The organism is Stenotrophomonas maltophilia group sp. P373, assembly GCF_053295075.1.
The window spans coordinates 4,427,602-4,447,769 of record NZ_CM129994.1 but is presented as its reverse complement, the minus strand read 5'-3'; the positions used below and the strand labels follow the sequence as shown (position 1 = coordinate 4,447,769).

General features: G+C 66.3%; 18 protein-coding genes. 10 read left to right on the top strand and 8 right to left on the bottom strand.

Annotated features, from left to right (window positions below):
* Positions 1–255: 255 nt before the first annotated feature.
* The 6 genes from rpmH to ACSYHF_RS20520 all read left to right on the top strand — a co-directional run bounded on the left by rpmH (position 256) and on the right by ACSYHF_RS20520 (position 7,441).
* Entirely contained in the window at positions 256–396 is a 141-nt protein-coding gene (gene rpmH, locus ACSYHF_RS20545) for a 50S ribosomal protein L34 (RefSeq protein WP_005411729.1), read from the top strand.
* Between the two features lie 5 nt (positions 397–401).
* Positions 402–896, top strand: a complete 495-nt coding sequence (gene rnpA, locus ACSYHF_RS20540; protein WP_072168770.1) for a ribonuclease P protein component — start codon at positions 402–404, stop codon at positions 894–896.
* Positions 896–2,611 (top strand): membrane protein insertase YidC, encoded by a 1,716-nt coding sequence (gene yidC, locus ACSYHF_RS20535; protein ID WP_005421214.1) that lies wholly within the window; start codon positions 896–898, stop codon positions 2,609–2,611. Before rnpA ends, yidC begins: the two co-directional genes overlap by 1 nt.
* 115 nt (positions 2,612–2,726) lie before the next feature.
* Positions 2,727–5,396 (top strand): polysaccharide deacetylase family protein, encoded by a 2,670-nt coding sequence (locus ACSYHF_RS20530; RefSeq protein WP_005421216.1) that lies wholly within the window; start codon positions 2,727–2,729, stop codon positions 5,394–5,396.
* A gap of 3 nt (positions 5,397–5,399) precedes the next feature.
* Complete coding sequence (gene mnmE, locus ACSYHF_RS20525) at positions 5,400–6,749, top strand: tRNA uridine-5-carboxymethylaminomethyl(34) synthesis GTPase MnmE (protein WP_005421218.1); 1,350 nt, start codon at positions 5,400–5,402, stop codon at positions 6,747–6,749.
* A 104-nt stretch (positions 6,750–6,853) separates the two neighbouring features.
* Positions 6,854–7,441, top strand: a complete 588-nt coding sequence (locus ACSYHF_RS20520; RefSeq protein ID WP_080104375.1) for a sce7726 family protein — start codon at positions 6,854–6,856, stop codon at positions 7,439–7,441.
* On the opposite strand, the gene ACSYHF_RS20515 is transcribed toward ACSYHF_RS20520, so the two are convergent.
* Positions 7,389–8,471, bottom strand: coding sequence for a beta family protein (locus tag ACSYHF_RS20515; RefSeq protein WP_005421222.1), 1,083 nt, complete (start codon positions 8,469–8,471; stop codon positions 7,389–7,391). The two genes, ACSYHF_RS20520 and ACSYHF_RS20515, sit on opposite strands and share 53 nt — an antisense overlap.
* Before the next feature lie 204 nt (positions 8,472–8,675).
* Between ACSYHF_RS20515 and ACSYHF_RS20510 the strand changes: the two genes are divergently transcribed.
* The gene (locus tag ACSYHF_RS20510; protein ID WP_032954742.1) at positions 8,676–9,782 is read left to right on the top strand and encodes a glycerophosphodiester phosphodiesterase; all 1,107 of its coding nucleotides are present in this window, start codon (positions 8,676–8,678) and stop codon (positions 9,780–9,782) included.
* Between the two features lie 153 nt (positions 9,783–9,935).
* Here ACSYHF_RS20510 and ACSYHF_RS20505 read toward each other — a convergent pair whose 3' ends face one another.
* Both ACSYHF_RS20505 and ACSYHF_RS20500 read right to left on the bottom strand, forming a co-directional pair.
* The gene (locus ACSYHF_RS20505) at positions 9,936–10,706 is read right to left on the bottom strand and encodes a rhomboid family intramembrane serine protease (protein ID WP_005421226.1); all 771 of its coding nucleotides are present in this window, start codon (positions 10,704–10,706) and stop codon (positions 9,936–9,938) included.
* A 106-nt stretch (positions 10,707–10,812) separates the two neighbouring features.
* Entirely contained in the window at positions 10,813–11,775 is a 963-nt protein-coding gene (locus ACSYHF_RS20500; protein WP_005421228.1) for a TerC family protein, read from the bottom strand.
* Between the two features lie 302 nt (positions 11,776–12,077).
* Here ACSYHF_RS20500 and ACSYHF_RS20495 point away from each other — a divergent pair, with 302 nt between their 5' ends.
* Both ACSYHF_RS20495 and ACSYHF_RS20490 read left to right on the top strand, forming a co-directional pair.
* Positions 12,078–13,247 carry a class I SAM-dependent rRNA methyltransferase gene (locus ACSYHF_RS20495; protein ID WP_005421231.1) on the top strand — a complete coding sequence of 390 codons (1,170 nt, stop codon included), beginning with the start codon at positions 12,078–12,080 and terminating at the stop codon, positions 13,245–13,247.
* A 138-nt stretch (positions 13,248–13,385) separates the two neighbouring features.
* Entirely contained in the window at positions 13,386–14,627 is a 1,242-nt protein-coding gene (locus ACSYHF_RS20490) for a dipeptidase (protein ID WP_005421232.1), read from the top strand.
* Between the two features lie 93 nt (positions 14,628–14,720).
* On the opposite strand, the gene ACSYHF_RS20485 is transcribed toward ACSYHF_RS20490, so the two are convergent.
* The 4 genes from ACSYHF_RS20485 to ACSYHF_RS20470 all read right to left on the bottom strand — a co-directional run bounded on the left by ACSYHF_RS20485 (position 14,721) and on the right by ACSYHF_RS20470 (position 18,344).
* Positions 14,721–16,148, bottom strand: coding sequence for an amino acid permease (locus ACSYHF_RS20485; RefSeq protein ID WP_005421234.1), 1,428 nt, complete (start codon positions 16,146–16,148; stop codon positions 14,721–14,723).
* A 164-nt stretch (positions 16,149–16,312) separates the two neighbouring features.
* Positions 16,313–16,732, bottom strand: coding sequence for a hypothetical protein (locus ACSYHF_RS20480; protein ID WP_005421236.1), 420 nt, complete (start codon positions 16,730–16,732; stop codon positions 16,313–16,315).
* Positions 16,729–17,358, bottom strand: a complete 630-nt coding sequence (gene leuE, locus ACSYHF_RS20475) for a leucine efflux protein LeuE (RefSeq protein ID WP_005421238.1) — start codon at positions 17,356–17,358, stop codon at positions 16,729–16,731. The genes ACSYHF_RS20480 and leuE overlap by 4 nt, the downstream gene beginning before the upstream one ends.
* Positions 17,359–17,372: 14 nt before the next feature.
* Positions 17,373–18,344, bottom strand: a complete 972-nt coding sequence (locus ACSYHF_RS20470) for a LysR family transcriptional regulator (RefSeq protein ID WP_447575976.1) — start codon at positions 18,342–18,344, stop codon at positions 17,373–17,375.
* A 91-nt stretch (positions 18,345–18,435) separates the two neighbouring features.
* On the opposite strand from ACSYHF_RS20470, the gene ACSYHF_RS20465 reads away from it, so the two are divergent.
* Entirely contained in the window at positions 18,436–19,443 is a 1,008-nt protein-coding gene (locus ACSYHF_RS20465) for a zinc-binding alcohol dehydrogenase family protein (protein ID WP_005421241.1), read from the top strand.
* Between the two features lie 70 nt (positions 19,444–19,513).
* On the opposite strand, the gene ACSYHF_RS20460 is transcribed toward ACSYHF_RS20465, so the two are convergent.
* Positions 19,514–20,119, bottom strand: a complete 606-nt coding sequence (locus tag ACSYHF_RS20460) for a glutathione S-transferase family protein (protein ID WP_005421243.1) — start codon at positions 20,117–20,119, stop codon at positions 19,514–19,516.
* Positions 20,120–20,168: the final 49 nt, after the last annotated feature.

The following is a 20,168-nucleotide window of genomic DNA, read 5'->3' as shown; positions in this document are numbered from 1 at the left end:
CAGCAATAATCGTCCGGTGGCCGGGGCATGGACGCGACAAGGCGCCCAAACACAGGCCGGAAAGGGGGGAAATGGATGGCTCAGACTACCACCGAGCGCCCGCCTTCGGAATGCTTGTCCCCTACTTATTCACAAAAACATCCACAGCTATTGCACAGCCCGGTGAATTCGCGTAGTCCCCAGGGGTTGACGTGAGGGGGGAGACCTCTCTAGAATTTCCGGTTCTTTCCGTCCCATTCATACGAGAGGCCCCCAATGGCCACGAAGCGCACCTACCAGCCCAGCAACCTCAAGCGTAAGCGCGACCACGGCTTCCGTGCCCGTATGAAGACCGCTGACGGCCGCAAGATCCTGTCGCGTCGCCGCGCCAAGGGCCGCAAAGTCCTGAGCGCCTGATTGCCATGCCGCACCCTGCGGCAGACGCAATCCCTTCGACAGTGAATACTGCAGACCCGCGCAAGCGATTCCCTCGCTCTGCGCGGGTTCGCACGCGTGCCGAATACTCAACGGTCTTCAACGGCGCCCGCCGTGTGTCCGATCCGCTGATGACCCTGCACTGGCTGCCGGCTGACCGGCCGGCCAGGCTGGGTCTGGCGGTTTCCCGCAAGGTCGATCCGAACGCCGTTGGGCGTAACCGGATCAAGCGCGTCCTGCGCGACATCCTGCGTCAGACACGTACCGATATCCAGCCAGGCGACTTCGTCGTCGTGGCCCGTAGTGCTGCGCGTTCCGCCAGCAACGACGAGATCCGCCAGGCCTTCCTGCGCCTGCTGCGTCGCCTGCGTGCATTGCCCGCGCCGGGCGTGGACGGCACAATGCCGCCGCCTGATGGCATCGCAACTCCTTCTTTGACCGAGCCGGCATCGCGTCCCGGCCCCGCCGAGCCTGTCCGCTGATGAACCAGACCCGCGTATTCCTCATTTTTGCCTGGCTGATGGTGGCCGTGCTGCTGTGGATGGAGTGGAGCCGTGAAAAGGCTGCTCCGACCCCGCCACCGACGACCACGTCGGCCCCGGCTGCCGTACAGAGTGTTCCGGGCGCTGCCTCGGGCAGCATTCCCAGTGCACAGGTCCCGGGCGCCCCGGGCCAGGCCGCTGTGCAGGCGCAGGCCAGTGCCACCCCGGCCAGCCAGCGCGTGACCGTCACCACCGACGTGCTGCGCCTGGTGCTTGATGGTGGCCGCGTGCTCGACGCCGAGCTGCTGCAGTTCCCGCAGACCAAGGACGAAGGCAGCCCGCCGGTTCGCCTGCTGACCGAAGACCCCGCGCATCCGTACAGCGCGATCAGTGGCTGGGCCAGCGAAGACAAGAACACCCCGGTTCCCGGCGCCGACGGCTTCAAGCTGGTCGGTGACACCAAGGACTTCGTGCTGGCCAAGGGCCAGAACGAGCTGCAGATCCCGTTCGTGTGGACTGCCGACAACGGCGTGACCATCAAGCGCACCCTGACTGTCTCGCGCAACGAGTACGCCGTGCGCTTCAAGGACGAAGTCAGCAATGCCGGCGCCGCGCCGTGGAACGGCTACGTCTACCGCACCCTGGACCGCACCCCGACCATCCTGTCGCGGAGCATGACCAACCCGGACTCCTTCAGCTTCAACGGTGCCACCTGGTACGACAACGACAAGAAGTACCAGCGTCGTGCGTTCAAGGACTACCTGGAAGACGGCACGCTCAACCAGAACATCACCGGCGGCTGGCTGGCGATGCTGCAGCACCACTTCTTCACCGCCTGGATCCCGCAGAAGGACCAGACCGCACACTACGTACTGTCGCAGGTGGCCGGTCGTGACCTGATCGAAGCGCGTGGCCCGGCCTTCACCGTGGCCCCGGGCCAGTCCACCAGCACCGAAGCCCGCCTGTGGGTCGGCCCGAAGCTGGTCAACCTGATTGCCAAGGAAGACGTGCCGGGCCTGGACCGCGTGGTCGACTACAGCCGCTTCTCGATGATGGCGGTGATCGGCCAGGGCCTGTTCTGGGTGCTGAACCAGGTACACAAGCTGGTCGGCAACTGGGGCTGGGCGATCGTCGGCCTGGTGGTGCTGCTGAAGCTGGTGCTGTACCCGCTGTCGGCGACCCAGTACAAGAGCGGTGCCAAGATGCGTCGCTTCCAGCCGCGCATCGCGCAGCTGAAGGAACGCTATGGCGATGACCGCCAGAAGTTCCAGACCGCGATGATGGAGCTGTACAAGAAGGAAAAGATCAATCCGATGGGCGGCTGCCTGCCGATCCTCATCCAGATGCCGATCTTCTTCGCCCTGTACTGGGTGCTGGTGGAATCGGTCGAACTGCGCCAGGCGCCCTGGTTCGGCTGGATCCAGGACCTCACTGCACGCGACCCGTACTTCATCCTGCCGGTGATCAACGTGGCGGTGATGTGGTTCACCCAGAAGCTGACCCCGGCACCGGGCATGGACCCGATGCAGCAGAAGATGATGCAGTTCATGCCGCTGGTGTTCGGCGTCATGATGGCCTTCATGCCGTCCGGCCTGGTCCTGTACTGGGTGGTCAACGGCGGCCTGGGCCTGCTGCAGCAGTGGTGGATGACCAAGCGCCATGGCGGCGAGCCGGTCCCGGCCACCACCGCTCCGGCCCCGGTCAAAAAGAAGTAATCGGTAGAGCCGGCCGCTGGCCGGCTGACCCCAGCAGAAGCCCGCCGCAAGGCGGGCTTTTCGCATGCGGCGTTAGAATCGCCTGCACACCGTTCCTCCCATCTTCGAGTCCGCCATGCGTGCGTCGTCGTTCCGACTGTTCCTGCCTTCGCTGTTGTTGACCCTGGTTGTTGCCGGCTGCGGCGACAAGGACGCGAAGGTGCCGGCGACCACCGTCACCCAGGCGAGCGCGCAGGCTGCGGCCGCCGCCGATCCTGCCGCTGCGCCGTTGCTGGCGGCGCTGCAGAAGCAGCTCGATGGCTACCGCCGGATCATCGTGCTGCTGGCCGACGAGGAGCAGCAGTCGACCGCCGACCGCGGCACCTCCACGCGTGTGGGACAGCAGCTGTTCCACGATGGCCTGGAACAGCGCACGACCATCGCCGCGCAGTTCGACACCCTGCTGCGCGGTTCCAGCCCGCAGCGCTTTGCCACTCTCGGCACGGTGCTGGACTACATCGAGTCTGCGCCGGAACTGTTCGACGCCGATCGCCTGGCCTTCCGTGAAGTGCTGCGTGACCTGCATGAGCGGGTCGGCACCGATTCCTCGCTGCCGGCGGTGAAGCTGCACCAGCGCATCGGTGAGGATCTGGAAGCGCTCGATGAGATCGAGCGCAACTACAACCAGGAACTGACCCGCATCTTCAGCCGCTTCGAGCGCACCCGCGCCATCGAACTGAAGCGCGAGAAGTGGGACGACTACATCGCCCACCTGCACAAGGACTACAGCCGTGAAGCGATCCTGCGCGACTACGGGGTGATCGAGCCGTATCCGATGTCGATGAAGGACAGTGACCGCGAGATCTTCGGCCGAGACCTGCCGGCCAAGACCGTGGTGCTGACCTTCGACGACGGTCCGCACAAGGCCTACACCGATGAAGTGGTGGCCATCCTCAAGCGTTACGACGTGCCGGGCGTGTTCTTCGAAGTGGGCCGCAACCTGGGCAAGGTCGAGGCCGATGGCAAGGTCAGCCTCGGCCCGATGGCGAAGATCAGCCGCAACCTGATGGAACAGGGCTATGCGGTCGGCAACCACAGCCTGACCCACGCCCAGCTGTCGCGCACCACCGGCGACGCCCTGCGCCAGCAGGTGCTGGACACCGACACGCTGCTGAAGGATGTCGACAGCAAGCGCGCGCCGCTGTTCCGCTTCCCGTACGGCGCGCGCAATGCCGAAGGCCTGCAGCTGCTCAACGAAGCCGGGCTGAAGTCGATCATGTGGAACATCGACTCGATGGACTGGGCCGACCCGGTGCCGGAATCGATCGTGCAGCGCGTACTCGACCAGGTGAACAAGGAGCAGCGCGGCATCATCCTGTTCCATGACATCCACGATCGCGCAGTGAAGGCGCTGCCGCAGATCCTCGACCGGCTGATCGCCGAGGGTTACCAGTTTGCCGGCTGGAACGGCCGCGACTTCACCGTGGCCCGTGCGCGCAAGGGTGATGCCGCTGCCGCCACCGTCACCACCGGCTACGAGAAGTCGTGGGCGATCGTGGTCGGCATCGACAACTACGCCAAGTGGCCGAAGCTGGAATACGCCAGCCATGATGCGCAGGCGGTGGCCGATACCCTGACCGGGCAGTTCGGCTTCCCGTCCTCGCAGGTGATCGTGCTGAAGAACGAGCAGGCCACGCGCAACAACATCCTCGCGGCCTTCCACGACCGCCTGGCTGACGATCGCACCGGGAAGAACGACCGCGTGTTCGTATTCTTCGCTGGCCACGGCGCGACCCGCCAGCTCGCCTCCGGGCGCGACCTCGGCTACATCATCCCGGTCGATTCGGATCCGAAGGAATTCGCCACCGACGCGATTGCGATGACCGACATCCAGAACATCGCCGAAAGCATGCAGGCCAAGCATGTGATGTTCGTGATGGATGCCTGCTACAGCGGCCTGGGCCTGACCCGTGGCGGCCCGTCGTCGTCGTCGTTCCTGCGCGAGAACGCGCGTCGCAGCGCGCGGCAGATGCTGACCGCCGGTGGTGCCGACCAGCAGGTGGCCGATGCCGGCCCCAACGGCCACTCGGTGTTCACCTGGGTGCTGCTGCAGGCGCTGGCCGGCAAGGGTGACCTCAACGGCGACGGCCTGATCACCGGTACCGAGCTGGCCGCCTACGTGGCGCCGGCCGTATCGGCGGTCTCGCACCAGACCCCGGCCTTCGGCAGCCTGCCCGGTTCGCAGGGCGGCGAGTTCGTGTTCCAGGTGCCGGACAGCCAGGAATTCCTCAATGCCGATACGCGCCAGCTGACCGCCGATGCGATCGCGCTGAACAACAAGGTGGAGGCCGCCAGCGAGGCCAAGGGCAGCCAGGCACCGGTGACGGTGGCTGACCTGCAGGGCGGCAAGGCCAAGCTGGTAGTGCCCTCCGCCGGACCGGCGTCCGACCGCCAGCGCGCGCAGCAGGCCAACGACCGTGGCCTGCAGCTGTACCGCGAGAAGCAGTACGACGAGGCAGCCGCGCAGTTCACCGAAGCGCTGAAGCTGCGTCCGGACTTTGCCCAGGCCGCCAACAACCTCGGCTTCGTCTACTACCGTCAGCAGCGCTACGCTGAAGCCGCACGCTGGCTGGAGAACACGCTGAAGATCGATCCGTCGCGTGCGGTGGCCTATCTCAACCTGGGCGATGCCTACTTCAACGCCGGCGACAAGGCCAAAGCGAAGCAGGCCTACACGACCTACCTGGCGCTGCAGCCGCAGGGCAGTGGTGCCGCGCAGGCACGCGCGCAGCTGGAGAAACTCTGAACCATGAACGACGCGGTCCGTACCGACACCATCGTGGCCATCGCCAGCGCTCCGGGCGCTGGCGGTGTCGGCCTTCTGCGCCTGTCCGGTTCGCGCGCTGCGGCGATCGCCCGCGCGCTGGGTGCGCCTGCACTGCGCCCGCGCCATGCACACTATGCGCGCCTGCGCGACGCCGATGGCGACGTCATCGACGATGGCATCGTGCTGTGGTTCCCGGCGCCGAACAGCTTCACAGGCGAAGAGGTGGTGGAACTGCAGGGGCACGGCAGCCCGGTACTGCTGCAGCAACTGGTCGCGCGCTGCATTGCGCTCGGTGCGCGCCAGGCGCGGCCGGGTGAGTTCAGCGAACGCGCGTTCCTCAACGGCAAGCTCGATCTGGCCCAGGCCGAGGCCATCGCCGACCTGATCGCGGCCGGCGACAACCGCGCCGCACGCGCCGCGCGACGTTCGCTGGATGGTGTGTTCTCGCGGCGCATCGACGCCGTGGTCGAGCAGTTGGTGCTGTTGCGCATCCACGTGGAAGCAGCCATCGACTTCGCCGACGAACCGCTGGATACCCTCGGCGGTGCGCAGGTGCGGCGTGGGCTGGAGCAGGCGCGCAGTGATCTGGCCCTGCTGCGCCGCGACGCCGAACGCGGCCGTCGCCTGCGCGATGGCCTGCACGCGGTGCTGATCGGTCCGCCGAACGCCGGCAAGAGTTCACTGCTCAATGCGCTGGCCGGCAGCGAGCGCGCCATCGTTACCGACATCGCCGGCACCACCCGCGACACGCTGCGCGAGACCATCCGCCTGGATGGCCTGGAGCTGACCCTGGTCGACACCGCCGGCCTGCGCGACGGTGGCGATGCCATCGAACGCGAAGGCATGCGCCGCGCGCACGTGGAAATCGAGCGCACCGACCTGGCGCTGATCGTGCTCGACGCGCGCGATCCGGCGGCGGGTGAAGCCGCGCTGGGCGAGGCCGTGGCAGCGGTGCCGCACAAGATCTACATCCACAACAAGTCGGACCTGCTCGGTGTGCTGCCGGCGCTGGACGACCCGGACCGCGTGTTCGTTTCGGCAGCCACCGGCGCCGGGCTGGACGACCTGCATGCGCGCCTGCGTTCGATTGCCTCGGCCGGGGCAGGGGAGCAGGTGGACGGCGAGTTCTCCGCGCGCACGCGCCATGTGCATGCCATCGAGCGAGCGCAGGAACACGCGCAGCGCGCCGATGGCGAGCTGGCGAATGAGCACCTGGAACTGGCCGCCGAGGAACTGCGGCTGGCCCATGACGCACTGGGCGAGATCACCGGGCAGATGAGTGCCGATGATCTGCTGGGGAGGATCTTCTCCAGTTTCTGCATCGGCAAGTAACACGGGGTCACATCCCCGAAGACGCTCTGATCGTCTAGCTTACCCATGACTGGCGGCAATGGGTTTCAAACCTGTGCGCGACACCTCCTTGATATCATCCCGCCATGAACCCGATTACCGACAGTGACGTGCGATCAGCTCTGCTGGGCAAGGTCATTGCTGAGCATGTCGCAAATCCAAACACGCTTGTGGTGGAGGAAATGGGGCTTGCGCGCGGCGCCTGCCGTGTCGATGTATGTGTCATCAATGGCCACCTGCACGGCTACGAGATCAAGAGTGATGTCGACACGCTGCGGAGACTCCCGTTGCAGCAGCAGTTCTACTCCGATGTCCTCGACAAGGCGACGATCGTGGTGGGTCAGCGCCACCTGGACCATGCATTGGAGACGTTGCCTGCTTGGTGGGGGGTCAGGCTGGCATCACGTGGAGCGCGCAACGCAGTGAGGCTAGAACTAGTGCGGCCTGCAAAACTCAATCCATCAGTGAGCGCGACGGCCGTCGCAGCACTCCTATGGCGCGATGAACTTTCTGCTCTGATCGGTGGGCGGACGCCGGAAAGATCAGCGCTGCGCGGCAACCGCGCAACGCTATGCGAACGACTGTCGGAGCTCTACAGTCTTGCGGAAATCCGTGCGCTGGTCAGGGAACAGTTGAAGCGCCGGTCAGACTGGCGAGGTCGCGAACAACCTTAGTCATATGGTGGTTGGTCGCCACCGTTGGCCAGGTCGAGCTTCCCCCGGTACTGGTGACACTGTTTGCGCAGTCTTCGATGTACGCATCGCCCCAGCTGTAGCCGCGCCCCATGAAGACCACCGGCAGATCGGAGACCAGGTGCCTGCACAGATCACGGTACTGGTCGCGGCCATTGCGCTTGATCTGGGTACCCACAACAATCCGCCACTGATCATCGATCGTGTACTTGATCTTGGCGTTGGGGTCGAACAGGCGCGGATCCATCAGTTCCGTCTGCGGGGAAGCGCAGCCATAGTCACCAAACCACGGCATCCGTCCAGAATGCATGCCGGCTAGCCGCGTGTACGCGCGCCATTCCCGGCGATTCACATCGCCATGTGGGCGATAGCTCGAAGAGGGACTCAGACTGGCAGGAAAACTGCCTCCTACGATGGTGATTGATCTCCAGTCGGCCAGATCCGGAACCGCCGCAATCCATGCCTGCCAAGTCGATGCCTGCAGCGTGGGTGAGTCGGCGACGTCGGCCGAGCTGTCGAGGATCAGATCCACCTGACCAGATACCACTCCCAACAGTCTCAGCAGCCCGGAGATCCGAGCAAGGCGTCCTCCTTCAAGATCATCCGGTACGAGCCGCAATCCGCAGCCACGATCATCGCGTGCGACAATGCGTGCCACCGCCTGTTGGTAGTCGACGTGCCGGTCAATGCCGGTAACGGGAATGGCCTCGCATCCCGCGGTGCGAATGAGGTCGAAGATCCGCTCCAGATGATGCTGGCCGTCCGCCATGGTGTCGTCCCCAGCAAGATACGGCGAATCAAACAGGCAGCGGCGCGACTTCCAGTTACTGCTCAGACGTCTGCCCACATTCTTCAGGTGGTCATCGAGTGACTTGGCCGGCGCATCGTTCTCGAAGTCCCACTGCTCGATAGGGATCTCGAACAGAGGATAGATCCCATCCTTGATTCCTTCGTTGGTACGACCCACCGCGAGATACTCACCCTGTCGCCATTTGAGGATCGGCATGTACATCGGTTGTTCCATGATCTGCCCCTGACAACCCGCTTTTGGTCATTCGAGGCTAGTCGCGGGCCTTACAGCGCTTCAATCAGAATTGTTTGAAGAGTGGCGGCGGTCAGATCGGAGCCCCTGCCGGCATCCGCTCCCCCCCTTCCCCCACCTGTCACATTGCCGCCGCATACTGACAGCCATCACATACCGCTTGAGGAAGTCGCAGTGAAGTCGTGGGGTTGTGCGTTGCTGTTGTCGCTGGCCGTGGCACCATCGGTAGCCATGAGTGCTGAATCCTCCACCCCGGCCGCACCCAAGGTGTCGGTCTACGGCCATCGCGGGGCAAGCGCACTGCTGCCCGAGCACACCCTGGCGTCGTACGCGCAGGCGATCGCCGATGGCGCCGACTACATCGAACCGGACCTGGTGATGACCAGGGACGGGGTGATGGTGGCCCGCCACGAGAACGAGATCGGTGGCACCACCGACGTCGCCTCGCATCCGGAGTTCGCCAGCCGCCGCACCAGCAAGGTGATCGACGGGCAGAAGGTCGACGGCTGGTTCACCGAAGACTTCACCCTGGCCGAGCTGAAGACCCTGTACGCACGTGAGCGCCTGCCGGAACTGCGCAGCACCGCCTACGACGGCCAGTTCCGCATCGCCAGCCTGGACGAGATCCTGGCCTTCCTGGTGCAGCAGGCCGGGCGCGCCAACCGCGGCATCGGCCTGGTGCCGGAGATCAAGCACCCGACCTACTTCCAGTCCATCGGCCTGCCGATGGAGGACAAGCTGCTGACCGCGCTGCGTGGCAACGCGTACACCAACGTCGGGCCGGTCACCATCCAGTCGTTCGAGACCGCCAACCTGCGCTACCTGCGCGGCAGGATCGGCCGGGGCAGCAACATCCGCCTGCTGCAGCTGCTGTGGAAGGGCGATACCCAGCCGGCCGACATCGCCAAGGCCGGCGGCACGCTGACCTACGCACAGATGATGACCCCGGCCGGCCTGAAGGACATCGCCGGCTACGCCGATGGCATCGGCCCCGAGCTGCGCTCGATCATTCCGCTGGATGCCAAGGGCGCGCTGGGTACGCCGACCTCGTTGGTGCATGACGCGCACGCGGCCGGCCTGATGGTGATTCCGTACACCTTCCGCCCGGAGAACCACTTCCAGCCCAGCAACCTGCGGAAGGGTGCCGACAGCGCGCGCAATGCCGAGGGATCGATCGCCGAGATGCGGGCTTACCTGGCGACGGGCATCGATGCGTTCTTCACCGATGACCCGGCGCTCGGCCGGCAAGCGGTGGATGGCATGGGCGTGGCGGGGAACTGAGCGATCAACGCGCCGGGCATGGCCCGGCGCTACCCGGGGGCCGGTGTGCTTTGGTCGGTGCCAACCTTGGTTGGCACACAACAACCGCGCCGACCAAGGTCGGCCACTACCGATTCATGAGGTTGCCGGCCAGCGGCCGGCACCACCCTCACCTCAACCGCGCGGTTCGTCCGGGCGGCGGAACGGGATCACCACGTAGTCCTGGCCCTCGCGCGGCTGCCACAGTACCGGCACGCGCTGCGGTGACGGCGGCTCCAGCTCGTCGTCGGACAGCGGCTCGGCCTCGTCTTCTTCGTCTTCCCAGCTGTAGCGCTGGCGCGGTGGCAGTGGGTCGGCGTTGCGGAACAGCAGCGCGGCGATGATGCCGGCGAAGGCGCCGCCCATGTGCGACTGCCAGGACACACCATCGGCGTGCGGCAGGATGGTCATCAGCATGCCGCCGTAGAACAGCATGCCGATCAGACCGGTGGCGATCGCCGCACGGTCGCGGCGCAGCAGGCCGAGGCTGGCCAGCAGGAACATCAGGCCGTGGGTCACGCCACTGGCGCCCAGGTGCACGCTGCCCGGATTGCCCAGCATCCACGCGCCGAGGCCCGAACCCAGCCACAGCAGGGGCAGCGCGCGTACGGTGGCCTTCGGATACACGCTGCCGGCCAGCGTGCCGAGGATCAGGATGGCGATGCTGTTGGCGGCGATATGCTCGACCGAGGCATGCAGCATCGGGCCGCCGATCAGGCCGAGCAGGCCCTTGGCTTCCAGCGGTGCGACCGCCCACGGTCGCCAGTCGAACGTGCCCTGCAGGGCGAACACGGCCACCAGCACCAGCACGGCGGCCAGGCTGACATTGAACGCCCGCAGGATGCGCGAGCGATCATTGCGGGGGGGCGGCACGTCGCCGGCGGGCAGGGGCGCGTTGTTATCCATACCTCAGCAATGGCGGTGACTGGCGCGAAACCAAGGCCACCGTAACGGGAGAGTGGAGGCGGCCGGCGGGACAATCCCACCGGCCGCGCCGTTCAATGGATCAGGCTCAGGCCTGGCCTTCGCCTTCCTTCGGCGGGTACTTCAGGCTCAGCACCACGGTGGCGGCGATGATCACCGCGACCACGCCCAGCGACACCGGGGTCGGGATCTTGAACAGGTCGATGATCATCATCTTGATGCCGATGAAGGCCAACACCAGCGCCAGGCCGTACGGCAGCAGGTGGAAGCGGTCGGCCATGCCGGCCAGCAGGAAGAACATCGCACGCAGGCCCAGCACCGCGAACACGTTGGAGGTGAGCACGATGAACGGGTCGGTGGTGATCGCGAAGATCGCCGGGATGCTGTCCACGGCGAAGATCACGTCGGTGACCGCAATCAGGATCAGCACCGCGAACAGCGGGGTGAACCAGCGCACGCCATCGCGCTTCACGCTCAGCGCATTGCCGGCGTAGTCCGGCAGCAGGCGCAGGTGCTTGCGCATCCAGCGCAGGGCGGGGTTGGTTTCCAGATCCGGTTCCTGGCCGGCGGCGAACCACATCTTCCAGCCGGTGAACAGCAGGAAGGCACCGAACACGTAGAGCAGCCAATGGAACTGGCTGATCAGCACGCTGCCGGCGAAGATCATGATCGTACGCAGCACGATCGCACCCAGGATGCCGATGATCAGCACCTTCTGGCGCTGCTCCTCCGGTACTGCGAAGTAGCTCATGATCATCAGGAACACAAAGATGTTGTCGACCGCCAGCGCCTTCTCGACCAGGTAGCCGGTCAGGAATTCGAGGCCGACCTTGTTGGCCACCACCTGGCCGGCGGTCTCATTCAGGTAGTACCAGAGGCCGGCGTTGAACAACAGGGCCAGCGCGACCCAGCCGATGGACCACCACAGGGCCTCCTTGAAGGTGACCTTGTGCGGTCCACCATGGCGCATCAACACGAGGTCGACCAGCAGGGCGATGACCACCACCGCTGCGAAGCCGCCCCACAACCACACGTTACCGATCGTCTGCATTGGGAATGTCCGTTGGAAAGATGAATGCCAGGCCGGACGGCGAGGATCTGCAACGGAGGATCGGGAGGGGATCCAGGGACAGAGCTTCGCCAGTACGGCGAAGGTCTCGCTCGCAGTTCCAGTCGGCTGGAACTGCCGTTGCACCGGAGCCTGCGGGCTCGAAATGACGGCGACAACGTCTGGGAGCTACTCCCCTTCTGGGGCCGATTCTGCCGCCTGGCCGGGCCGCCGTCAAATGCCCCTGCACTGGGGTCGGAGCCCCTGCGGGGATCTGACCCCGGCGCCCGGTTTACAATGGGTGGATGAATACCCCCCTTCCCGTTGTCCGCCTCAAGAATGCGTGGCGCTCCAGCCACCCGTGGATCTTCCAGAAACTGGTCGAGAAGCCGACCGTCCGGCCCAAGCCCGGTTCCATCGTCGACGTGGTCGGCATCGATGGCGAGTTCATTGGCCGCGGGTTCTACAACGGGCACTCGCGCATTGCCGTGCGCATCCTTGAAACCGACCAGAACGTACCGGTGGATGCCGGCTGGTTCTCGCGCAAGATCGCCCAGGCAGTGTCGCTGCGCCGTGAGGTGCTCAAGCTCGACGCGGTGTCCGACGCCTGGCGTGTCGTGCACAGCGAAGGTGACGGCCTGTCCGGCCTGGTGGTGGACCGCTACGGCGACCTGGTGGTGGTCGAGTTCTTCGCCGCCGGCATGTTCCGCCACCGCGAATGGATCTACGATGCGCTGCGCGAGCAGTTCCCCGGCTGCCGCTTCCACAGCTTCGCCGACGAGCACGTGCAGAAGCAGGAAAGCTTCGACTTCCACGGCAACACCACCACCGAAGCGTCGGTGATCACCGAGTACGGCATCAAGTTCCGCGCCGACCCGGCCGGTGCGCACAAGACCGGTTTCTTCGCCGACCAGCGCGAGAACCGTGAGTGGCTGAGCCAGCAGGTGGAAGGCAAGAGCGTGCTCGACCTGTGCTGCAACACCGGCGGTTTTGCCGTGTACGCGGCGGCGCGTGGTGCTTCGGAAGTGATCGGCATCGACATCGACGAGGACGTGATCCAGATCGCCAAGGGCAATTCGCGCCTGAACAACGTGCGCCCGAAGTTCATCCAGTCCGACATCTTCCCGTGGCTGCGCGACGCCGCCAACCGTGGCGAGCAGTACGACGTGGTGATCCTGGACCCGGCGAAGATGACCCGCGACCGCGACCAGGTCATCACCGCGCTGAAGAAGTACCTGGACATGAACAAGCTGGCGCTGGGCGTGGTCAAGCCGGGCGGCCTGTTCGCCACGTTCTCCTGCACCGGCCTGGTGGCCGAGGACCAGTTCCTCGACATGCTGCGCCGCGCGGCCTATTTCTCCGGCCGCACGATCCAGATCCTGAAGGTGGCCGGCGCCGGTCCGGACCATCCGTTCATGGCCCACGTGCAGGAATCGCGTTACCTCAAGGCCGTGTTCTGCCGCGTGGTGGACTGACCGCAGGACGCTGTAGAGCCGAGCCCATGCTCGGCTGATCTGCCTGACAGCCTCAAGATCCGCCGGGCGTGGCCCGGCGCTACCCAATGCGCGGCCACGGCGCTATGGTCGGGCTCTTCCCAATGCCGGTGAGAGCCCATGCCATCGTTGCGTCGTCTGTCCGTTGTGCTTGCCCTGGCGCTGAGCGCGCCGCTGTCGGCCCATGCCATCGAGTTCAGTGCGCAGGAACTGGCCCGCGCCAAATCCCTGCAGCAACGCCTGGTCACGCTCGACAGCCACCTGGATACGCCGGCCAACTTTGGTCGCAGCGGTTTCGACATCGAGCAACGCCACGACCGCAACGCCCTTTCGCAGGTCGACTACCCGCGCATGGTCGAAGGCGCGCTGGACGGCGGTTTCTGGGCGATCTACACCGACCAGGGCGACCGCACCGCTACCGCCCATCTGGCCGAGCGTGACCACGGCCTGCAGCGACTGATGGAAATCCGTGAGATGCTGGCGGCCAATCCCGAGCGCTTCGCGCTGGCACTGACCGCCGATGACGCAGCGCGGATCAAGGCTGCCGGCAAGCGCGTGGTCTACATCAGCATGGAAAATGCCAGCCCGCTGGTGGCTGACCCCAGCCTGCTGTCGTTCTACCACCGCGCCGGCCTGCGCCTGCTCAGCACGGTGCACTTCGCCAACAATGAGTTCGCCGATTCGGCCACCGATCCCAAGGGGGCCGAGTGGAAGGGCCTGAGCCCGGCCGGCAAGGAACTGGTACGGGAGGCGGTGAAGCTGGGCATCGTGATCGACCAGTCGCACGCCTCGGACGCGGTGTTCGACGACCTGCTGGCGATGATGCCGGTGCCGTTCGTGCTGTCGCACAGCTCGGCCAAGGCGGTCTATGACCATCCGCGCAATCTCGACGATGCGCGCCTGCGCAAACTGGCCAAGGCCGGTGGCGTGATCCAGGTGAACGCCTATGGCGGCTACCTGATCGATACGGCGAAGACGCCCGAGCGCAAGCAGGCCGAGGAAGCGCTGAGCAAGCAGCTGGGCGGCTGGGAAGGCATGGGCATCGAACAGGGCGTTGCCCTGCTGAAGGCCGAACAGGCGCTGGACCATGAGCATCCGGTGCGCCACGCCAGCCTGGACGACTTCTTCGCCCACTTCGACCACATCCTCACGGTGGTCGGCCCGGAACATGTGGGCATCGGCCTGGACTGGGATGGTGGTGGCGGACTGAGTGACCTGCCCGATGTCAGCCAGCTGCCGAAGATCACCGCGTGGCTGCTGCGCAAGGGCTATACCGAGAAGCAGATTGCCGGCATCTGGGGCGGCAACCTGCTGCGGGTGATGCGCCAGGCGCAGGATTACGCCGCAAAGCAGGGCGGTTGAAACGCCCTGCGGTAGTGCCGGCCGCTGGCCGGCATTGCCCCTATCAAGAGGATGCGGGTCGCCGGCCAGCGGCCGACACTACCGGCGAGCCGGTTACTTCGCGATCAGTGCGTGGCGGCGGCTGTACAGGAAGTACAACACCAGGCCGACCACGTTCCACAGCAGGAAGTACAGCTGAGTGGTGTGCGGCAGGCTGATGAACAGGTAGATGCAGCCCAGTGCGGCCAGCGGGCCGACCACGAAAGCCACCGGCGTGCGGAAGGTGCGCTCGCGGTTCGGCTCGCGCAGGCGCAGCACCACCAGACAGATGCCCACCGCAGTGAACGCGGCCAGGGTACCGGCATTGGCCAGCGCCGCGATCTCGTCCAGGCGCGCCACACCAGCCAGCGCCGACACCACCACCGCAGTGAACAACGTGGTCGCCACCGGCGTGCCGGTGCGTGCGTTGACCTTGGACAGGCCACGCGGCAGCAGGCCATCGCGGCTCATCACAAAGAAGATGCGGCTCTGGCCGTACAGGAAGGCCAGCAGCACCGTCGGCAGGGCGATGATCGCGATCACGCCGATCACCATTGCCGCGGTCGGATGGCCCAGCTGGCGCATGATCAGCGCCAGCGGCTCGGCGCTGTGGCCGAACACCGCGTAGCTCATCGCACCGACGGCCGCCAGCGCCACCAGCACGTAGACGATGGTGCAGCCGATCATCGAACCGATGATGCCGATCGACAGGTCGCGGCCCGGGTTCTTGGTCTCCTCGGCGGCGGTGGAGATCGCATCGAAGCCGTAGAAGGCGAAGAAGATGATGGCTGCCGCCGCCATCACGCCGTGCTCGACGCCATCGGGGCCCATCGACTTGGCAAAGCCGTACGGCATGAACGGCTGCAGGTTGGCGCTGTCGAAGGCGGGCAGGGCCACGGCGACGAAGATCGCCAGCGCGATCAGCTTGAACACCACCAGGATCGCATTGAGCGTGGCGCTTTCCTTGGTGCCGGCCATCAGCATGCCGGCCACCAGCCAGGTGATGATGATCGCCGGCAGGTTGATCATGCCGCCTTCCACATGCGGGCCGGCTGCCAGCCAGGCCGGCAGGTGTACGTTCCAGCCGAACTGGGTGTGGACCCATTCGAGGAAGCCGACGAAGTAGCCGGACCAGCCCACCGCCACCGTACTCACCACCAGCGAGTACTCCAGGATCAGGCTCCAGCCCACCACCCAGGCAAACACCTCGCCCAGCGCGCTGTAGCTGTAGGTGTAGGCACTGCCGGCGGCCGGCATCATCGTCGACAGCTCAGCGTAGGACAGCGCCGCACAGGCGCAGACCGCACCGGCGATGGCGAAGGAGATCAGCACGGCCGGGCCGGCCAGGTTGGCACCCACGCCGATCAGCGTGTAGATGCCGGTACCGACGATGGCACCGATGCCCAGCGCGATCAGGTGCGGCCAGCTGAGCGTCGGGATCAGACGCCTGCCGGCTTCGTGGACGGTGACGGAATCTAGGGACTTGCGCCGGAACAGGGACATGCAGGCCTCGGAAGGGGTGACTAAGAACGACAAGTTCCCGAGTGTGACCGAACGCAGCGCAGCATTACCACTGACGCGGGTCATACCCGACGCGCCGCGCGCTGCACCGCGATCAGGCTGCCGGAATCGGCATAAAGCAGGCCGGACCCCCGCGCCGGGCGACGTCAGGGCATGGCGGGCCAGTGGCAGCCGTCTTCCTGCCAGGCCTCGACGTCGTCGTGAAAAGAGCTCCTGCGCCCGTCACGGGCACGCTCATAGCGCAGGTCCAGCACCAGCGCGCCCTGGGTACTCAACAGGTAGCGGCCGTTGAGGCGGCCATCGATGCGCTCTTCCCAGACGCTGTCGAACTGGTACGGGCGATCTTCGGCCAGCACCGTGCTTTGCATCGAGATCCGGCGCAGGGGCAGGCACTTGCGCTGGCCGGCGTAGCGCACGTCGGACTGTCCGTCCTCCAGCCAGCGCCATTCCAGGTGGATGCTGCCGTTGCGACCGCCGGTCAGGCAGCGATGGTCCTGCACGGTGGCGCCAGAGGCGGTGCCGGCGAACAGCAGGGCCAGGCCGAGCAGCGGCAGCCGCCCGTTCATCCGTTCAGCCCCAACCGGATGCCAAACCCCACCAGGAACAGGCCGGCCACGCGGCGCAGCGCGTCGCTGATCCGCGGGTGCTGGATCAGCCGGCGACGGGCCAGGTTGCCCGCGCCGATCAGCATCGAGCAGTAGGCGATGCTGACCACCAGGATGATGCCGGCCAGCGCCGCGAAGGTGGCGATGCCCTGGTGTGCCTTGGGATCGATGAACAACGGCAGGAAGGCCATGTAGAACAGGATCGCCTTCGGGTTGAGCAGGCTGACCAGGATCGCCTGCTGGAAGTAGCGGCCCGGCTGCATGCGGATCGGGCCGGCATCACCGCCCTCGTGCTTCGGTGTGCGCAGCAGGCCGATGCCGACCCACACCAGGTAGCCCGCACCCAGGTACTGCACGGCGTGGAACACCAGCGGGTTGGCCTTGAGCAACGCGGCCACGCCGGCCAGCGCCAGCCACATCAGGATCTGGTCGCCGACCAGCAGGCCGGCCAGTGCGGTGTAGCCGCCGCGCACACCGCCACGGCCGGTGGCGGTCAGCAGGGTGAAGGTACCGGGACCGGGCAGGGCGAGAAACACCAGCACGGCGACCAGAAACGTCCACAGGTCCTGGATGCCCATCCACGGCATGGCGGTGTTCTCTCTTACGGGGGGCCGCCATTTTCGGCCAGCGCCGGGACTGGCGACAGGGGGCCGGCAGGATCTTCGGGCATGCCAGACAGCAGAGGTTGCAGGTGCTGGCGCAGCTGCGCATGCAGCTGCCGCACCGCCGGCGAGAACTGCTTGCGGTGCGGGCAGACCAGCTGCAACGGTATGTGGCTGCCGATGCCGTCGAGCAGCAGCTGCAGGCGCCCTGCGAGCACATCCTCGCGCAGGTCCAGCCAGGATTTGTAGGTGATGCCTTCGCCGGCCACCGCCCAGCGCCGCACCACATCGGCGTCATCGCAGACCAGCGGGCCGCGCACCGGAATCACGCTGCGGCGCCCGTCGACCACGAACGACCAGCGATCATAGGCGCGGCCACTGAGCTCGTAGACCAGGCAATCATGCTCGCGCAGATCTTCCAGGCGCGTGGGCGTGCCGCGCCGCTGCAGATAGTCCGGCGACGCCGCGAGTACGCGCCGATTGCCTTCCAGCAGGGGCAGGGCCACGTAGTTGGCGTCGTCGAAGTGGCCGATGCGGATGGCCACGTCGACCGGGTCGCGGAACACGTCGGCCACTTCGTCGGACAGGCGCAGGTGCAGGCGCAGCCGGGGGTGCGCGGCGCGAAAAGCGCTCAGCCAGGGCAGCAGCAGATTTCGACCGAAGTCCGACGGCGCCGACAGCTGCAGGGTGCCGTGCAGTTCGGCGTCTTCGCCCTGCACGCGCGCCTGGCCCTCGCGCAGGGTGGCCAGCACCTCCTGCGCATACGGCAGGTACAGCGCCCCCTCGCCGGTCAGGCGCAGGCTGCGCGTGGTGCGCACGAACAGTCGCAGGTCCAGCTCGCGTTCCAGCCGCGCCACCGCCGCAGCAACCTGCCCCGGCAGCAGGTCGGCTTCGCGGGCCGCCTGCGAGAAGCTGCCCAGTGCGGCAGTACGGACGAACAGCTGCAGATCGTCGAAGCGGATCATCTTCATCGCCAGAGTGAAAGTGCTGCCCGATTCTGCGCCTTTCCGAGGGACCGCGCGCGGCGCAACCTGTCGCCTCCTTCCCCACTGGACCGCTGCCATGCGCGCCATTGCCTACACCCAAGCCGGCCTGCCGATCGATGATGCCCAGGCCCTGATCGACATTGAACTGGAACTGCCGCAGCCCGGCCCGCGTGACCTGCGCGTGGCGGTACGCGCGGTGGCGGTGAACCCGGTCGACACCAAGGTCCGCCGCGGCGTGGCCACCGATGGCCCGCGCGTGCTGGGCTGGGATGCGGTCGGCATCGTCGACGCGGTGGGCAGCGAGGTGACTCTGTTCCAGCCCGGCGACGCGGTCTACTACGCCGGCGTCATCGACCGCCCGGGCAGCAATGCGCAGTACCAGCTGGTGGATGAGCGCAGCGTAGGCCGCAAGCCGGCCAGTCTCGACGATGCCGCCGCCGCGGCGCTGCCACTGACTGCAATCACCGCCTGGGAGCTGCTGTTCGACCGCCTGCGCATCCCGGAGGGTGGTGGCGAAGGCCAGACCCTGCTGGTGATCGGTGCTGCCGGTGGTGTCGGTTCGATCCTGGTGCAGCTGGCACGGAAGCTGACCAAGCTGACCGTGATCGGCACCGCCTCGCGCCCGGATACCCAGGACTGGGCGTACGCAATGGGGGCACACCACGTGATCGACCACAGCCTGCCGCTGGCCGAGGGACTGGCGCGGCTCGGCATCAGCGAGGTGCAGCATGTCGCCAGCCTGACCCACTCCGACCAGTACTACGCGCAGATCGTGGAACTGCTGGCACCGCAGGGCCAACTGGGGCTGATCGATGATCCTGGCCAGGTGGACGTGATGGCGCTCAAGCGCAAGGCGTTGTCACTGCACTGGGAGTCGATGTTCACCCGGCCGCTGTACCGCACTGCGGACATGCAGCGCCAGCATGACCTGTTGAACCGTGTGGCCGAGCTGATCGACACGGGCGTGCTGCACACCACCCTGGGCGAGCACTTCGGGCGCATCGACGCGGCCAACCTGCGGCGCGCCCACGCGCTGCTGGAAAGCCAGCGTGCCAAGGGCAAGATCGTGCTGGAAGGCTGGTAACACCGGTGGTTCCCGCGCGCCCTTGGGGTCAGATCCCTTTCCCCCCAGGGAAAGGGATCTGACCCCTGCCTCAGGCCACGCCGTTGTCGACGTGGGTGGCGAAACCGGGCTGCTCGCGCAGCCGTTCGAACCACGCCGAGAGGTGTGGCAGCACGGGCTTGTTGCCAGGTGTGCTGCGCCAGCGCTGGGCCGACAGCCCGAGCACGATGTCGGCCAGAGTGAAGGCGTTGCCCGTCACGTGGCAGTGGCCACCGGCCAACTGTGTGTCGAGTACGCCCATCAAGTGGTTCCACTGCGCCAGGCTGGCCTCGGCGCGGGCATCGTCCGGGTAGTCCGGATGCCGGCGCACGCGCGCCATGAACACGTGCCGCCAGGCGCTGTTGAGGTCGCTGGCCTGCCAGTCCATCCACTGCTCGACCCGGGCGCGGCCCTGCGCCGTACCGGGCAGCAGGTCATCACGGCCAGCACGTACGGCCAGGTAGCGGCAGATGCTGTTGGATTCCCACAGCACGAAGTCGCCATCGCGCAGGACCGGCACCTGCCGGTTGGGATTCAACGTGGCCAGCAGGTCCGCCGGTGGTTCTGGCTCGTGTTGGAGTGGCAGGTCGAGGCCGGCGCACAGCCACAGCACCTTGCGCACGTTGATGGAGGTGGGCTTTCCGTACAGAGCGAGCATGGGGGCCTCCGGGGTAGACCGACCCAGCCTAGCGCAGCGGGGCTAAACT

Coding starts and splice junctions, on each gene's coding strand:
- rpmH (WP_005411729.1), top strand. CDS start 256: ATGGCCACGAAGCGCACCTACCAGCCCAGCAACCTCAAGCGTAAGCGC.
- rnpA (WP_072168770.1), top strand. CDS start 402: ATGCCGCACCCTGCGGCAGACGCAATCCCTTCGACAGTGAATACTGCA.
- yidC (WP_005421214.1), top strand. CDS start 896: ATGAACCAGACCCGCGTATTCCTCATTTTTGCCTGGCTGATGGTGGCC.
- ACSYHF_RS20530 (WP_005421216.1), top strand. CDS start 2,727: ATGCGTGCGTCGTCGTTCCGACTGTTCCTGCCTTCGCTGTTGTTGACC.
- mnmE (WP_005421218.1), top strand. CDS start 5,400: ATGAACGACGCGGTCCGTACCGACACCATCGTGGCCATCGCCAGCGCT.
- ACSYHF_RS20520 (WP_080104375.1), top strand. CDS start 6,854: ATGAACCCGATTACCGACAGTGACGTGCGATCAGCTCTGCTGGGCAAG.
- ACSYHF_RS20515 (WP_005421222.1), bottom strand. CDS start 8,471: ATGTACATGCCGATCCTCAAATGGCGACAGGGTGAGTATCTCGCGGTG.
- ACSYHF_RS20505 (WP_005421226.1), bottom strand. CDS start 10,706: ATGGATAACAACGCGCCCCTGCCCGCCGGCGACGTGCCGCCCCCCCGC.
- ACSYHF_RS20500 (WP_005421228.1), bottom strand. CDS start 11,775: ATGCAGACGATCGGTAACGTGTGGTTGTGGGGCGGCTTCGCAGCGGTG.
- ACSYHF_RS20495 (WP_005421231.1), top strand. CDS start 12,078: ATGAATACCCCCCTTCCCGTTGTCCGCCTCAAGAATGCGTGGCGCTCC.
- ACSYHF_RS20490 (WP_005421232.1), top strand. CDS start 13,386: ATGCCATCGTTGCGTCGTCTGTCCGTTGTGCTTGCCCTGGCGCTGAGC.
- ACSYHF_RS20485 (WP_005421234.1), bottom strand. CDS start 16,148: ATGTCCCTGTTCCGGCGCAAGTCCCTAGATTCCGTCACCGTCCACGAA.
- ACSYHF_RS20480 (WP_005421236.1), bottom strand. CDS start 16,732: ATGAACGGGCGGCTGCCGCTGCTCGGCCTGGCCCTGCTGTTCGCCGGC.
- leuE (WP_005421238.1), bottom strand. CDS start 17,358: ATGCCGTGGATGGGCATCCAGGACCTGTGGACGTTTCTGGTCGCCGTG.
- ACSYHF_RS20470 (WP_447575976.1), bottom strand. CDS start 18,344: ATGAAGATGATCCGCTTCGACGATCTGCAGCTGTTCGTCCGTACTGCC.
- ACSYHF_RS20465 (WP_005421241.1), top strand. CDS start 18,436: ATGCGCGCCATTGCCTACACCCAAGCCGGCCTGCCGATCGATGATGCC.
- ACSYHF_RS20460 (WP_005421243.1), bottom strand. CDS start 20,119: ATGCTCGCTCTGTACGGAAAGCCCACCTCCATCAACGTGCGCAAGGTG.